Here is a 15,377-nt window from a genome sequence, read left to right as displayed (position 1 = left end):
TGAATTCTTATGGCAACTTATCAGGCAACAAATGCTTGTACATGGCGTAACGGAAGCTGGATTGCAGGCGTAACCGATTATGTTCGGCAAGGGGTTTATCCTGATGCTAACAATTATGAGAACGTGGGTGCTATGCTGTTTGACCTCGCCAGTATTCGTAATACCTACGCAAACTATTATCCTACATCAGCCAGCATTCACCTTGTCAGGATAGCCGCAGGTGACTGGGGTTCCGCCAGAACCATGACGTTATATGCTGGAAACGCATCAGGTATGCCGTCTCCAAGTTCAGGAACGAGTGTATCCGGGAGCAGACCAACGAAGGTCACTGGTGGATACAATTACACCGTTTCCGCTGGGCAAGGTGCAAAAGATATCGCCATTTCCACCGCACTTATAGATTCTATCGGTAGCGGTGCCAGCAACTGCCTATTCATGGATGCAGGCTCCAGTTCATTGAACTACATGGGCTTTGGCGCAAGGGACAACTTAAGCCAAATTGTGCTGACCATAAACTGGGCAAGCCGGACAACCGCCTGCAGCGCACCTACTTCCTGCTCAGTGAATTCGACTCTCTCGGAAGGTAATGTCACACTATCATGGAGTGGCGCATCCGGCGGCATAAATAATACAATTTCATCCTACGAAATACAGTACAGTGATTCAGCCGATAACATCAACTGGGGATCATGGTCAGCACTGACTACGGTAACCACTACTGCCACAAGCGGAAGCGTGTCGGTTGCTCCCCCTTCAACGCGAGGTCACTACCGCCGGTTTCAGGTGCGAACACGCGGCACAGCAGGAGCAAGCTATTATTCCGGCTGGAAAGTATCATCAAACTCTGTCCGCAGAAATACGGTGCCAAGTCCTGCCACCACTGCAGTCGCTTCTCCTTCAAACTACAGCGATGAAACCATTACACTGACTTGGAGCGGAGCTTCCGGTGGAACCAGTGCTATCAAGGGATACCAGATTGCCAGCAGGACATCCACGGATAACAGTACATGGAGTTCATGGAATGTTCTGACCACTCTGGTTTTGCCAGCCAGTGGCGGCAGTTACAACCCAAATGTATCAAGAATTCCAGGCACATATACTCAATTTGGCATTTGGACAATAGATAATCTCGATGTTTACTCTTCAGAGAAGATTAGTAACAGCATTTACTGCGATATTACCGCCTGCGTAGCTCCGACCGCTTGCTCCGTAAGCGCAACGCTGGCCGAAGGAAATGTTACCCTCTCATGGAGCGGCGCTTCCGGAGGTGCGGGAAATGCGATTACATCCTATGAGATACAGTATAGCGATTCGGCAGATAACAGCACCTGGGGAACATGGACAGCGTTAACTGTAGTGTTCACTTCAGCGACGAGCGGCAGTTTAATAGTCAGCTCGCCAACTACACGCGGGAATTATCGCCGATTCCGGGTAAGAACAAGAGGTGCAGCCGGGGAAAGTTTCTACTCCGACTGGACCATTTCCAGTAATACCGTTCGAAGAAATACACTGCCGATACCACCGACAACTTTTACTGCCACTCCTCCTATATATGAGGTTAGAAAGATAACCATTTCTTGGAGTGGAACAATACCAGGAACCAGTGCTATTAAGCAGTATGTCATTCAACAGGCAACATCGACAGACGGGGTAAATTGGTCGGCATATGAAGCACTGACTACTATCGTCTCAAGTGCTACTTCTGGCACCATCGAGGTGAATGGCTCACAAATAGCCGGTATGCTTACTCGTTATCGAATCAGCGTTACAGATATACTTGATACTGTTTCAACCTTTGTAGTCAGTAATGCAGTAAAGAAAAATAGTCAGCCTGCCACACCGATAATTACCTGTCCGATGTCCGGCAATTCTACTTATAACACTACACCGCGGTTCATGATTACAACGGGCATAGAACCAGATGGACAAACACAGATTGTGGAAGTCAAGATTGATTCCGGTCCATGGTATAACAGCGTGGATAATCCTGAGAGATTTTCCACGAGTGGTTATCTGGGTAACGGTGTTAAGACGGTTTATCAAGCCGAACCTCTTTTAGCAGGAAATCATACGGTTACCTTCCGTTGCCTTGACAGTGACATTGAGTCAGCAAGTGCAGAAGTTATTCGTACCTTCACGGTATTAGAAATGCCTTTTGAAATCATCACTGCTAATGTGACTCATGCTAAGGCAACGCATATTCAAACCCTCCGTACTGCTGTAAATAGAGTACGTAGCTATTACACCCTTTCCCCTGTTTCTTGGAAGGAGGAAATCATTGCGGGTAAAACCACTATAAAGAATTGGCCATCTCATATTACTGAAATTCGCAAAGCTATTGATTCAGTTATTTTGGTAATAAATGATTTTGATGCTTCCGGGACATTCGACATACCGGCCTTTACATGGCTACCTATTGGAATGGGGCGGCCGAGGGCAGATGTCATGGAACAAATGCACAACCTTATTTACGTGTTATAAAAGTCAAAAATATAATTCAGCGCTCTTGCGATTTGCAGGGGCGCTTTTCAATACACAAATTCAACTTAATGGAGGTGTTTTTAATGAAAGAGATGTGGAACTGGATACAGTTAGCCTTTGCAGCTGTTGGCGGATTTCTTGGATGGTTTCTGGGTGGACTTGATGGATTCCTTTATGCACTGATTGCTTTTGTTGTTATAGATTATCTGACAGGTGTTCTATGTGCAATTATTGATAAAAAGCTATCCAGTGAAATCGGTGCTAAAGGAATTTTCAAAAAGGTACTTATCTTTGTGATGGTAGGTGTTGCCCATATTCTTGATACGCAGATACTGGGTAGTGCTGGTGAAAATGGTGGTGTACTTCGAACGGCAGTAATCTTCTTCTACTTAAGTAATGAAGGTGTTTCTATTTTGGAGAATGCCGGACATATTGGACTGCCTATCCCAGAAAAATTAAAAGAGGTTCTAAAACAGCTACATGGACGTGATGAGGAACCTCCTAAGTCGGGTGATGGAATATGATTGATTTAGCAAAAGCTGTGACAGTGTTTATCGGCAGGCGTGGAGAGCATAACTTTCGCCGCCTTGAAGTTGACGTTTCGAGCCTATTAGATGGTAGCTACCCCGAAACTGCTCTAAATGCCATATACAAAAGACCGGATGGCATTGCTTATCCGGTGGTCACAACCTACGCTGATGGCGTTCTGACATGGTCACCCAACGCAACGGATACGTTGCTTGTCGGTGTTGGGCAGTTGGAGATAAGGGTTACTCATGGTGATGTGGTCGGAAAAAGCGTCCGAATACTAACCATCGTTGAGGAGGCTCTTGTTGATGATATAGCCGTGCCACCCGAGCCTCCTGCCCAGGAATGGCTCAATCGAGTGCTTTCAGCCTTAGCGGAATTGGATATTGATGAGATAAACAACTTGCTAAATCTCACTTATAACCTGTTAAATGACAATTATGTATTGCTGAATACCACGCATAACCAACTAAACGATACCCATGGGCTGGTCGGAGATAACTACGAACTGCTAAACACAACAAATAGTCAGGTGAATGACAGCTACAACTTGCTGGACACCACATACGGCCTAATTGAGAATATGCGTGACACGCTGTATATGCGGACTGGTATTCTCCTCAACCATTTACATCCCATAGAAACCGCTTCTGCACCGGACATGACCAGCCGAAGAGCGTCCATCACATTTAGTAGCGTATCAAACGGCAATAACGTAGTAATCGGTACGGTAACATATACCTTCGTCACTGCCTTGGGTAGCCCTTCCGCAAACAATGTGCAGGTGTTAATCCAAGGTAACCTTCGCAATACGGTCAAGAAATTTGCCGAAGCCATAAGGGGCGTCGAGGATGAAACGAACATTGCTTATGGGGTAGGTACAGATCCTAATCCGACTTGCACCGCCTATTGGACGAGTCAGAGGTTTTCCATCGGAGACGCTACCGTAGCTCCGGGAGAAAGCCTGTTCATGCTGGAAAGAGTAGAAAATGCAACATCCGCAATAAATCTGACATCCACCGCAACAGTAGCTATCAATCCATTTACCAGGATAAGCTACCTGAGATATATTTTGTCTGGCAACGTTTCAGGTTCGGGCGGAGCTAACAGCGTTCGTGGGCCTTTGCATACAGTATTGCCCATTAACAGTGTAGTCATTGGAGGTCAGGGTGGATTGCTTTATCCGGCGACATATGACTGTCATTTGATAACTCTTTGCCGCCAATCCGATACAAGCGAAAAGGAGCTTGACTTCTATATTTCCAATGACGAGGAGACTTTCACCAGAATCTCACGGAGTACACCTGTAGGGTCAAATACATCTGCTGAATCTCTGCACATTCATATTCAAATGCGGCAAGCTAGGATACCTGCTGGGTATGGACTGTACGTCCGTATGGGAAGTGACGGAACATCATCGAGTGCTTATTGCGATTTGAAATTTACCTATCATCTATATCCTACCGCTCTTGCGACAGATACAAGTCCTTAATTTGCGAGGTGATTTATTATGCGATTACGAAAATTAATACTTACAAATAACGCTTGCTTTAAAGCAGGTAAAACCATAACTCCCAAAGGAATTATGGTGCACTCCACCGGGGCAAATAATCCATGGCTCAAGCGATATGTTGGCCCGGATGACGGCTTGCTCGGAAAGAACCAATACAACAATCACTGGAATCAAGATAAGCCAGGTGGCCGTCAAGTTTGCGTTCATGCCTTTATTGGTAAGCTTGCGGATGGAACCATCGCTACTTATCAAACCCTGCCTTGGAATCATCGTGGTTGGCATGGAGGCTCCGGCTCGAAAGGCTCGGTCAACGATACCCATATAGGCTTTGAGATTTGCGAGGACGGTCTTTCGGACAGCACCTATTTTGACAAGGTGTACCGAGAGGCCGTCGAACTTTGTGTACATCTTTGCAAGCTCTATGGTTTAACCGAAAAGAACATCATCTGCCACAGCGAGGGTCACAAGCTGGGCATTGCCAGCAATCATGCCGATGTGATGCACTGGTTTCCTAAACATGGTAAGAGTATGGACACCTTTCGAGCGGATGTAAAGAATGCACTAAACCCCGTTAACCCATCCCCTAAAGCGGAGGATATTTTATATAGGGTGAGAAAGAGTTGGAATGATGCCAAATCTCAAAAGGGTGCATATAAGTTGTTGGAAAATGCCAAGCGTTGTGCAGATACCAACTCCGGATACTCTGTCTTTGATGAGGATGGACAAATTATATACTCAGGAAAATCTGCTCCGACATATGAAATATATACCGTAGTTAAGGGTGACTCACTTTGGAAGATTGCTAAAGAAAAGCTTGGCAATGGTGAAAGATATACGGAGATTAAGGCACTCAACGGTCTAACTACAAATATCATCTATGCCGGACAGAAATTGAAAATTCCTAATTAATCATGATGCCCTTGGAGGTCAAAAAACTTCCGAGGGCATTATTTTTTTCTAAACCGTCAGATTTCCTTTCCTCCCGTGGCTACCAGGTAGAGGGCAACAAATTAAATCGCCCTTTGGAAAGAGGTGAAGGACATGAAACACAATCTTAAAATCAGTGTTTCAAAAGAGCCACAGACAGGCGGAATCATTACTTGCCGTAATGTCACCATTAGGGAGCGCATCCTACGTTTCCTCCTTGGAGATAAACGACGTGTAACCATTCTGATCCCAGGAGACAGTGTCGAGGAACTCTCCATCTGTGAGACTACGAAAGGAGGAAATGACCTTGAGCAAAGTAAAGTTACTGCTTGATGTGGTAAATGATATGCGAAGTCTTGCAGACAGCATACAGGCAGTTTGTGATGCAATGACGGAAACTGATTCCGCTTTCAAAGAAGTGCCTGCCACAAAGACAGAAACAGCAAAAGAGCCGGATATCCCAATTGAAAAAGTGCGTATGGTGCTTGCCGAAAAGAGCCAGCTTGGATTTACTGCCGAAGTGCGAGGACTCATTCAGAAGTATGGTGCCGACAAGTTAAGTGCCGTTGACAAGGCTTATTATGCTGACATCTTGAAAGATGCGGAGGTTCTTGGCAATGGGTAATCATGCAATATTATCTGCATCATCTTCACACAGATGGCTTCATTGTTTACCGTCAGCAAGGCTTGAACTTGAGTTTGAAGATACAAGCGGCACTGCGGCAGAAGAAGGAACAGCGGCACACGCACTCTCGGAACACAAACTGAAAAAAGCACTCCATATAAGGAGCAAGCGTCCTATATCAGAGTATGACTCAGATGAGATGGAAGAATGTACGGATGCCTATGTTGATTTTGTTATGGAACAGGTGGGGCTTGCAAAACAGTCCTGCAATGATCCTATCATTCTTATCGAAAAGCGTCTTGATTTTTCCTGCTATGTGCCGGACGGCTTTGGTACTGGAGATTGTTTAATCATTTCAGATGACAGACTTCACATCATAGATTTCAAATATGGCATGGGTGTGCTTGTTGATGCGGTGGACAATCCACAGATGAAACTGTATGCCTTGGGTGCCCTTGAAATCTATGACAGCCTTTATGATATCAGCGAAGTATCGATGACGATTTTCCAACCAAGAAGAGAAAATGTCAGCACATGGACTGTACCGGTAGAGGAACTTAAATGCTGGGCAGAAGAGGAACTTAAACCAAAGGCTGTAAAAGCCTATAACGGCGAGGGTGAATATATACCGGGTGAATGGTGTACTTTCTGCAAGGCTGCAGTCAGATGCCGTGCAAGAGCCGAAGAAAAATTAAAACTCGCACAGACAGAGTTTAAGATGCCACCGTTACTTACTGACAATGAGATAGAAGAGATTTTATTCATTCTTCCCGACCTTACTAAATGGGCAAATGAAATAACAGCCTATGCCACAGATGCCGCTGTGAATCACGGCAAAGAGTGGAATGGTTTTAAGGTTGTGGAAGGTCGCTCTGTTCGCAAATACAAAGATGAAGATGCCATCGCAGAAAAAGCTGTGGCAAGCGGATTTAAGGACATTTACCGTAAGAGCCTAATCCCTATGACAGAGATGCAGAAGCTGATGGGTAAAGCCAAATTTGAGGAAATACTCGGTGACCTCATTTATAAACCACCGGGCAAGCCGACTCTTGTTCCCAACTCGGATAAAAGACCGGCTATGAACGTAGCAGATGCAAAAAACGAATTTAACGAAATTATGGAGGATTAATATTATGGCAAATAACACTAATAAAACTAAGGTTATCACAGGTGTAAACACAAGGCTCTCTTACTTTCACGGATGGGAGCCGGTATCTATTAACGGCGGTGCTGAGAAATACAGTGTGTCCGTTCTCATTCCAAAGGATGATAAGGAAACCATAGATGTAGTAAACGCTGCTATCGATGCAGCTATTGAAGAAGGCATTGCAAAGTTTGGTGGTAAGAAACCAAATAAAGCTACTATTAAACTTCCGCTCCGTGACGGCGATGTAGAGCGTGACGATGAGGCATATAAGGGTCATTATTTTATTAATGCCAACAGCATAACCGCTCCTCAGATTGTAGACAAAAGAGTTAAACCTATTTTGGATCGCAGTGAAGTGTACAGCGGTTGTTACGGTAGAGTTTCTCTTAACTTTTATGCTTTCAACTCCAACGGAAATAAGGGTGTAGCTTGTGGTCTTGGTAATATTCAAAAGATTAAGGATGGCGAACCTCTCGGTGGCAAGACTTCTGCAGCAGATGACTTTACTACTCTTGTGGATGATGACTTCCTTGCCTAAAAGGAACGATGACATTGCGGTGGTGGAGGCTTTCCCTCTGCCACCTTTTTTCTTTTAGGAATGGAGGCATGTTATGAAGAACTTGGAAATCGATATTGAAACATACTCATCTGTCAATTTGCAAAAGAGCGGAGTTTACCGTTATGTAGAGGCAGATGACTTTGAAATATTACTGTTTGGATATTCTGTCGATGGCGGAGAGGTTATGGTGGTTGACCTTGTGAGTGGAGAAAAGATACCGAAGAAGATACTCGATGCCATAACCAATGAAAATATAGCCAAATGGGCATTCAATGCTCAGTTTGAGCGTGTCTGCCTTTCCCGTTATCTTGGCTATCCCTTTGGATATTATTTAAATCCTTCATCATGGAGATGTACAATGGTTTGGTCGGCATATATGGGACTTCCCCTTTCCTTGGAAGGTGTGGGTGCTGTTCTTGGCCTTGAAAAGCAAAAGCTGATCGAAGGTAAAGACCTTATAAGATACTTTTGTGTTCCGTGTACTCCCACCAAATCAAATGGTGGCAGAACTCGTAATCTGCCAAGCGATGATGAGAAGAAATGGCAGATGTTTAAGGCTTACAATAAGCGTGATGTTGAAACGGAAATTCAGATACAGCAAAGGCTTATAAAGTTTCCTGTTCCGGAAGACATATGGGATGAATACCATCTCGACCAGGAAATCAATGATCGTGGCATAAAAGTTGATATGGGTTTTGTAAAACAGGCTATTGCTATGGATGAGATTTCCCACGAAAAACTGATGTCAGCAATGCAGGAAATGACAGAACTCGATAACCCCAACTCAGTACAGCAGATGAAAGGCTGGCTTTCCGAAAACGGTCTTGAAACAGATACGCTTGGCAAAAAGGCTGTGGCAGAATTATTAAAGGATGCACCGGAGCATTTGGCTGAAGTTCTCAAGCTCCGTCAGCAACTGGCTAAATCATCGGTAAAGAAATATACAGCAATGGAAAATGCCGTTTGTAGTGATTCTCGTGCCAGAGGTATGTTCCAATTTTATGGGGCTAACAGAACAGGTCGCTTTGCAGGAAGGCTTGTGCAATTACAGAACCTGCCACAAAACCATATGCCGGATTTAAAAGAGGCACGAGGCATAGTAAAGAGCGGTGATTATAAAACACTTGATATGCTCTACGAAGATATACCAGACACCCTCTCACAGCTGATTCGTACAGCATTTGTGCCAAATGAAGGCAACAAGTTTATTGTTGCAGACTTTTCAGCCATTGAGGCTCGTGTGCTTTCATGGCTTGCAGGTGAAGAATGGCGAACCGGAGTATTCGCAAGAGGCGGTGACATATATTGTGCATCAGCTTCACAGATGTTTAAAGTTCCCGTTGAAAAGCACGGTGTCAACGCTCATCTAAGGCAGAAAGGAAAAATCGCAGAACTAGCACTTGGATATGGCGGATCTATCGGGGCATTAAAGGCTATGGGTGCGTTGGAGATGGGACTTGAAGAGGAGGAATTGAAACCCCTTGTTAATGCCTGGAGAGCATCCAATCCAAATATCGTAAAGTTCTGGTGGGATGTTGACCGTGTTGTTAAGAAGTGCATTAAGGAAAATAAGTCACAGAAAATAAATAACATTGAGTTTCATTGCATGAGCGGAATGCTATTTATTGTTCTCCCTTCCGGCAGACAGCTTGCCTATGTAAAACCTCGTATCGGTGAAAATATCTTCGGTGGTGAGTCCGTGACTTACGAAGGTGTAGGAGGAACAAAGAAATGGGAGCGTATTGAAAGTTATGGCCCTAAATTTGTAGAAAATATTGTTCAAGCAATCTCTCGTGATATTTTGATGTATGCCATGAAAACACTCCGAACTTGTAGCATCGTGGCTCATGTGCATGATGAAGTAATCATTGAGGCTGACCCTCGAATGTCCATAGATAGCGTATGTGAACAAATGGGCAGAGTTCCTCCCTGGGCAAAGGGACTGCTCCTTGATGCCGATGGCTACGAATGCGACTTCTATAAAAAAGATTAGAAAAAACATCAGATTTCACCTCCCGCCGTGGCTACCAGGTAGGAGGTGTTTTTCTATGAATATTTTTCAAGTCACAGACAACAACCCAATACCAAGTGAAACTATAAAAATGACTAACAGCCAAATGCAGAAAGAGGCTGATTACTATATGGCTCAAAAATTACTTAAACAGCTTTTATCTGCGGGGTTAATTTCACTGGATGAATTCGACAAAATTACAGAGTTAAATCGCAAAAAATTCTCACCCATTTTAGCAAAGATAATGCCCTAAAACACTTGCTATTACTGGCTTTTAGAGCGAATATGTCATATACCGAAAGCGAGGTGAGATGATGAAAAAGATATTCAAAGTTGACAATGCAGCAGCTACTTCAAAGAGGAAATTACGTGTTGCTGCATATGCCAGAGTTTCTACTGACAGTGATGAACAACTGGTCAGTTTAAAAGCACAGAAAGAACACTACGAAAGCTCCATTAAATTAAATCCAGAATGGGATTTTGCAGGTCTTTATTATGATGAAGGTTTGAGTGCGACTAAGAAAGACAACAGAACCGGTCTAATGGATATGATAAAGGATGCCGAGCAAGGAAAGATTGATTTAATTCTTACAAAATCAATCAGCCGGTTTGCAAGAAATACAACCGACTGTTTGGAAATGGTACGAAGGCTCATTGATGTTGGCGTGTTCATTCAATTTGAGAAAGAAAACATTAATACAGGTTCTATGGAAAGCGAGTTAATGCTCTCCATATTAAGCGGCCTTGCTGAAAGCGAGTCTGTTTCCATTTCGCAAAACATTAAATGGTCTGTTCAGAAACGCTTTATAAACGGCACTTTTATAATTTCCTATCCGCCATACGGTTACATAAACGCTGATGGCAAGATGGAGGTTGTGCCTGAGGAGGCGGAAATAGTTCGCACCATTTTTAGTGAGTGCATTAACGGCAAAGGGGCATTCCTCATAGCCAAGGAATTAAATAAGCGAGGTATTCCATCCAAGCGAGGTACAGTTTGGCATCCGTCAACAGTACAAGGTGTTCTTAAGAACGAAAAATATACCGGAGATGTAATTTTCCAAAAGACCTATACTGATAGCAACTTCAACCGCCATATAAATTACGGCGAAGAAAATCAGTACCTTTTAGAAAAGCATCATGAGGCTATTATCAGCCATGAGGATTTTGAAAAGGCACAGTTAATTATGGAACAACGTGGCAAGGAAAAGGGTGTTTCAAAGAAGGAAGGCAAATACCAAAAGCGGTATGCATTCTCCGGTAAAATAACCTGCGGAGAGTGCGGTTCCCGTTTCAAAAGACGTATCCATTATTCCGGGAAAAATGAGTATATCGCTTGGTGTTGTACAAAGCACATAGAACACACAGTTAAATGCTCAATGAAGTTTATCAAAGATGAAGATATTAAGGTTGCATTTGTAACAATGCTAAACAAACTGGTTTTTTCTTGCGATATGCTGCTCAAGCCTTTTATGCAAGGGTTGAGAAATATTGATGAGAAAGCCTATCTGAAGAAGATTACTGAAATTGAGGACAGCATTGAGAAGAACGAAAATCAGCGTAATGTGCTTATGGAACTTATGTCAAAAGGACTTTTGAATCCGGGATTGTTTACAAAGCAGAATACGGAACTATTAAGTGAGTTTGCTAGGCTTGCCACAGAAAAAAAACATATATTTTTTGCGGTAAACGGTAATGCATCAAAGATAGATGAAGTCCAAAGGCTCATAAGATTCTGTAGCAGAAACAGAATGGCATTGAAATTTAACGATAATGTTTTTGAAGATTTTGTAGATGAGGCAGTTGTAAATTCCAGGGAGGAGATTGTATTTAAACTGAAATGCGGTCTTTCCTTAAAAGAAAGGCTGGTGGAATAATGACACATACACCACATGGTTACCGCATTGAAGGCGGTAAGGCAGTTATAGATGAAACGGCAGCAGGTCAAGTAAGAGAACTCTTTGATGGTTATAACTCGGGGTTGGCTCTTACAGTGGCTGCCGAAAAAGCAGGCCTTAAATTGTACCACGCTTCAGCAAAGAGAATGCTACAAAATGAGCATTATGTTGGGGATGAGTATTACCCTGCCATTGTTGATAGTGACGTTTTTAATAAGGCAAACAATGAAATACGCAGACGGGCACTGGCTCTTGGAAGAATAAAGGAATATAAAGAGCCATTATCGCCCACTCCGCAAACAAGATTTAAAATGGGCAGAAAGACAAAGTTTTTTGATGATCCTTTTGCACAAGCCGAGTATATGTACGGTCTAATAGAAAGCGAGGTGGACTGATGGCTAATATGAATGCAAGTAAGAATATAACCGTTATTCCGGCTCGAAAACGGGTCGGCAATACGGTAGCGAAAGAAGAAATACCAAAACTTAGAGTTGCAGCCTATTGCCGTGTTTCTACAGATACAGAGGAACAGGCTACAAGTTATGAGGCTCAGATGGAGCATTACACAGATTTCATTAGGAAAAATACCGAATGGGAATTCGCAGGCATCTTTGCTGATGATGGTATCTCAGGCACAAACACGAAAAAGCGTGATGAGTTTAACCGTATGATAGATGAATGCATGGCGGGCAACATTGATATGATCATTACCAAGTCCATCAGCCGATTTGCCCGTAATACCTTGGATTGCCTTAAGTATATCCGTGACTTAAAAGCAAAGAACATCCCCGTTTATTTTGAAAAGGAAAATATTAATACAATGGATGCTAAGGGCGAGGTACTCCTTACCATTATGGCATCCTTAGCACAGCAGGAAAGCCAGTCTCTTTCACAGAATGTTAAGCTGGGTCTTCAGTACAGATACCAACAAGGCAAGGTGCAGGTCAACCATAATCGCTTTCTTGGATATACAAAGGACGAGGATGGAAATCTTATTATTGAGCCGAAAGGTGCTAAGGTTGTAAAGCGAATTTTCAGAGAGTACCTTGAGGGCGAGAGCCTTGCTGGTATTTGTAAGGGTCTGATGAAAGACGGCATTTACACAGCGGCGGGCAATCCGAAATGGAGACCGGAAACAGTACAAAAGATACTGCAGAACGAAAAGTACATGGGAGATGCACTGTTACAGAAAACCTATACGGTGGATTTCTTAACAAAAAAGCGTGTTAAGAATGAAGGCATCGTTCCCCAGTATTATGTCGAGAATAATCACGAGGCTATCATTCCAAGGGAACTATACCTGCAGGTACAAGAAGAAATGAAACGCAGAAGTCTTTTGTTTAAAGGCAAAGACGGAAAGAGAAGGATATATAGTAGTAAGTATGCCTTATCCTCCATCACCTTTTGCAGTGATTGCGGAGACATATATAGGCGGACTTATTGGAACAACCGTGGCAAGAAGTCTACTGTATGGAGATGCGTTACACGATTGGAAGAGGGACCTAAAGGTTGCACATCAAGGACAATTTCGGAGGAAGACCTCCATGCCGCAGTAGCAGAGGCATTTAACCAGGTTCTTGGCGGTGGCGAATCGATGATTGCGATTTTGCGGGAGAATATAGAATCTGTGGTCTGCGAGAGCAATGAACAGGCCATTGCCAACATTGACAAGCAAATGGAAGAGAAACAGATGGAACTCATCAGCTATGCTAATTCCGGCAAGGACTATGAAAAACTTGCTGATGAAATACAGGCTCTTAGCGAAAGAAAGCAAGCCATCCTTACGGCGGAGGCGGAAAGCCAAGGCGAAAAAGACCGAATAATAGAGATGATGGATTTTATAGAAAACCACGCTGACCAGAGCCTTGATTACGATGAAGAGTTGGTAAGACTCTTAGTTGAGAAGTTAACTGTATTTGAAAGCAACGTGGTAGTGAGGTTTAAGTCGGGAATTGAAGTAGAAATCTGATTGAAACTAAAAAATGCGGCACACCCTTTGAACAATAAATGCTTTGAGGGTGTGCTTTTTGTCTGTAACTTTTTTATGAATTTTAATTAATACATATTGACAACTATCGATATGCTTGATATTATTATTTTAGGATATTGAGAACCTTCGATGTCATTGATACATATAAATATATAGGGAGGTAATTTTATGGAGCGATCATATGCTGAATATGTACCTGCAATTAAGGCGATGTCAGATGAAACGCGGTTAAAGATTATTGATATGCTATCATGTGGAGAAATGTGCGCATGTGATATATTGGAAGAATTCAGTATTTCTCAATCCACTCTTAGTTATCATATGAAAATTTTAACAGAAAGCGGACTTGTAAATGGAGTACGCGACGGGGCATGGATGAGGTATACGCTAAACAAGGAAAAAACAAATGATGTCATATCTTTTTTTACTGGCATAACTTCCGAGGAAGAAGATTGTATTTGCAAAAAGTGTAATAATAAAAAATCTGATAATCAATGTTGTTAAGGAGGTATTTGGCTTTAAGAATATTAAGTTCACACCGAAGCAACAAAGTAACGAAAAGTAAAAAAAGTTTAATGGCCTATATTGGCATTTGAGGAGATATTATTATGAGCAATGAAAAAACACAAGGCATTAGTTTCTTTGAGAAGTATCTTACAATTTGGGTCTTACTATGTATGGCTGTGGGAATTTTAATTGGCAAGTTTTTACCGGGGGTTCGTTCGATTTTAGAAAGTATGCAAATAGGTGGTCAGAACATTCCTCTTGCAATACTTATGTGGATTATGATTTATCCAATGATGTTAAAAGTTGATTTTAAGTCTGTAAAAAATGTAGGAAAGAATCCGCAAGGTGTCATCATATCTACCCTTGCAAGTTGGGGTATTAAGCCCTTTCTGATGTTTGGATTGGCTACGGTATTTTTTCAGTATATATTTAGTTCCATCATTCCGGCAAATTTAGCAACAGATTTTGTAACGGGAGCCGTGTTGTTAGGAGCAGCGCCTTGTACCGCTATGGTGTTTGTTTGGAGTACTTTGACAAAAGGCAATCCCGCACAAACGCTCGTTCAGGTTTCTGTCAATGATTTGCTTATTTTAGTATTGTTTGTACCAATCGTTCAGTTGTTGCTTGGCATTAATAATGTGGTGCTACCAATTGGTATCCTTATTATGTCAATCGTCTTGTTTGTGGTAATACCTTTGGTCGCAGGTGTTCTGTCTCGAGTTTTAATTACAAAGCATAAGGGTGAAGATTATTTCAATAAAAAGTTTGTGACTAAGTTCGATGGTGTGACAACGATCGGTTTGTTATTGACCCTTATCATTATCTTTATATTCCAAGGAGATATTATTGTAAATAATCCTCTCTATGTACTGTTAATTGCGGTACCTCTTGTTCTTCAGAATACCATTTCATTTGCCTTGACATATGCCGTAAGCAAAGCCGCAAAATTACCTCGTGATATTGCAGCACCTGCTTCTCTGATTGCTGCTTCTGATTTCTTTGAATTATCAGTGGCAGTTGCAATAGCACTCTTTGGTGTGAGTTCACCAGTGGTTCTTGTTTGCACTGTCGGGGTATTAACCGAGGTTCCCGTAATGCTTCTGCTTGTCAAGTTTGTCAATAAGACGAAGCATTGGTTCCCTAAAGCAACGATCGATAGCAAATTACCCCATCAATCATAAAGGAGTTGTTTTC

General features: G+C 42.6%; 15 protein-coding genes. All 15 read left to right on the top strand.

Annotated elements, in window-relative coordinates; genetic code table 11:
- Positions 1-9: 9 nt before the first annotated feature.
- On the top strand, positions 10-2,481 hold the full coding sequence (locus AB3K27_RS14485) for a hypothetical protein (protein WP_368488110.1): 2,472 nt from the start codon (positions 10-12) through the stop codon (positions 2,479-2,481).
- An 83-nt stretch (positions 2,482-2,564) separates the two neighbouring features.
- Positions 2,565-3,005: a holin family protein gene (locus AB3K27_RS14480; RefSeq protein WP_368488109.1), complete on the top strand. Its 441-nt coding sequence runs from the start codon at positions 2,565-2,567 to the stop codon at positions 3,003-3,005.
- On the top strand, positions 3,002-4,501 hold the full coding sequence (locus AB3K27_RS14475) for a hypothetical protein (protein ID WP_368488108.1): 1,500 nt from the start codon (positions 3,002-3,004) through the stop codon (positions 4,499-4,501). Before AB3K27_RS14480 ends, AB3K27_RS14475 begins: the two co-directional genes overlap by 4 nt.
- Positions 4,502-4,519: 18 nt before the next feature.
- Entirely contained in the window at positions 4,520-5,431 is a 912-nt protein-coding gene (locus tag AB3K27_RS14470) for an N-acetylmuramoyl-L-alanine amidase (protein ID WP_368488107.1), read from the top strand.
- Positions 5,432-5,563: 132 nt separating this feature from the next.
- Positions 5,564-5,782 (top strand): hypothetical protein, encoded by a 219-nt coding sequence (locus AB3K27_RS14465; protein WP_368488106.1) that lies wholly within the window; start codon positions 5,564-5,566, stop codon positions 5,780-5,782.
- Positions 5,757-6,074 (top strand): rRNA biogenesis protein rrp5, encoded by a 318-nt coding sequence (locus AB3K27_RS14460; RefSeq protein ID WP_368488105.1) that lies wholly within the window; start codon positions 5,757-5,759, stop codon positions 6,072-6,074. Before AB3K27_RS14465 ends, AB3K27_RS14460 begins: the two co-directional genes overlap by 26 nt.
- Positions 6,067-7,203 carry a DUF2800 domain-containing protein gene (locus tag AB3K27_RS14455; protein WP_368488104.1) on the top strand — a complete coding sequence of 379 codons (1,137 nt, stop codon included), beginning with the start codon at positions 6,067-6,069 and terminating at the stop codon, positions 7,201-7,203. The genes AB3K27_RS14460 and AB3K27_RS14455 overlap by 8 nt, the downstream gene beginning before the upstream one ends.
- Before the next feature lie 4 nt (positions 7,204-7,207).
- The gene (locus AB3K27_RS14450) at positions 7,208-7,759 is read left to right on the top strand and encodes a DUF2815 family protein (RefSeq protein WP_368488103.1); all 552 of its coding nucleotides are present in this window, start codon (positions 7,208-7,210) and stop codon (positions 7,757-7,759) included.
- 73 nt (positions 7,760-7,832) lie between these two features.
- Positions 7,833-9,773 (top strand): DNA polymerase, encoded by a 1,941-nt coding sequence (locus AB3K27_RS14445; protein ID WP_368488102.1) that lies wholly within the window; start codon positions 7,833-7,835, stop codon positions 9,771-9,773.
- Positions 9,774-9,828: 55 nt separating this feature from the next.
- Positions 9,829-10,044 (top strand): SHOCT domain-containing protein, encoded by a 216-nt coding sequence (locus tag AB3K27_RS14440; protein ID WP_368488101.1) that lies wholly within the window; start codon positions 9,829-9,831, stop codon positions 10,042-10,044.
- A 61-nt stretch (positions 10,045-10,105) separates the two neighbouring features.
- The gene (locus AB3K27_RS14435; protein ID WP_368491246.1) at positions 10,106-11,665 is read left to right on the top strand and encodes a recombinase family protein; all 1,560 of its coding nucleotides are present in this window, start codon (positions 10,106-10,108) and stop codon (positions 11,663-11,665) included.
- On the top strand, positions 11,665-12,081 hold the full coding sequence (locus AB3K27_RS14430; RefSeq protein WP_368488100.1) for a recombinase: 417 nt from the start codon (positions 11,665-11,667) through the stop codon (positions 12,079-12,081). The genes AB3K27_RS14435 and AB3K27_RS14430 overlap by 1 nt, the downstream gene beginning before the upstream one ends.
- A gap of 8 nt (positions 12,082-12,089) precedes the next feature.
- Positions 12,090-13,655, top strand: coding sequence for a recombinase family protein (locus AB3K27_RS14425; protein ID WP_368491245.1), 1,566 nt, complete (start codon positions 12,090-12,092; stop codon positions 13,653-13,655).
- Positions 13,656-13,844: 189 nt separating this feature from the next.
- Positions 13,845-14,180 carry an ArsR/SmtB family transcription factor gene (locus AB3K27_RS14420; RefSeq protein WP_368488099.1) on the top strand — a complete coding sequence of 112 codons (336 nt, stop codon included), beginning with the start codon at positions 13,845-13,847 and terminating at the stop codon, positions 14,178-14,180.
- A gap of 104 nt (positions 14,181-14,284) precedes the next feature.
- Entirely contained in the window at positions 14,285-15,364 is a 1,080-nt protein-coding gene (gene arsB, locus AB3K27_RS14415; protein WP_368488098.1) for an ACR3 family arsenite efflux transporter, read from the top strand.
- The last annotated feature ends 13 nt before the right edge of the window (positions 15,365-15,377 follow it).

The organism is Clostridium sp. BJN0013 (assembly GCF_040939125.1).
Classification (GTDB): Bacteria; Bacillota; Clostridia; order Clostridiales; family Clostridiaceae; genus Clostridium_B.
This window is presented reverse-complemented; position numbering and strand designations above follow the sequence as displayed.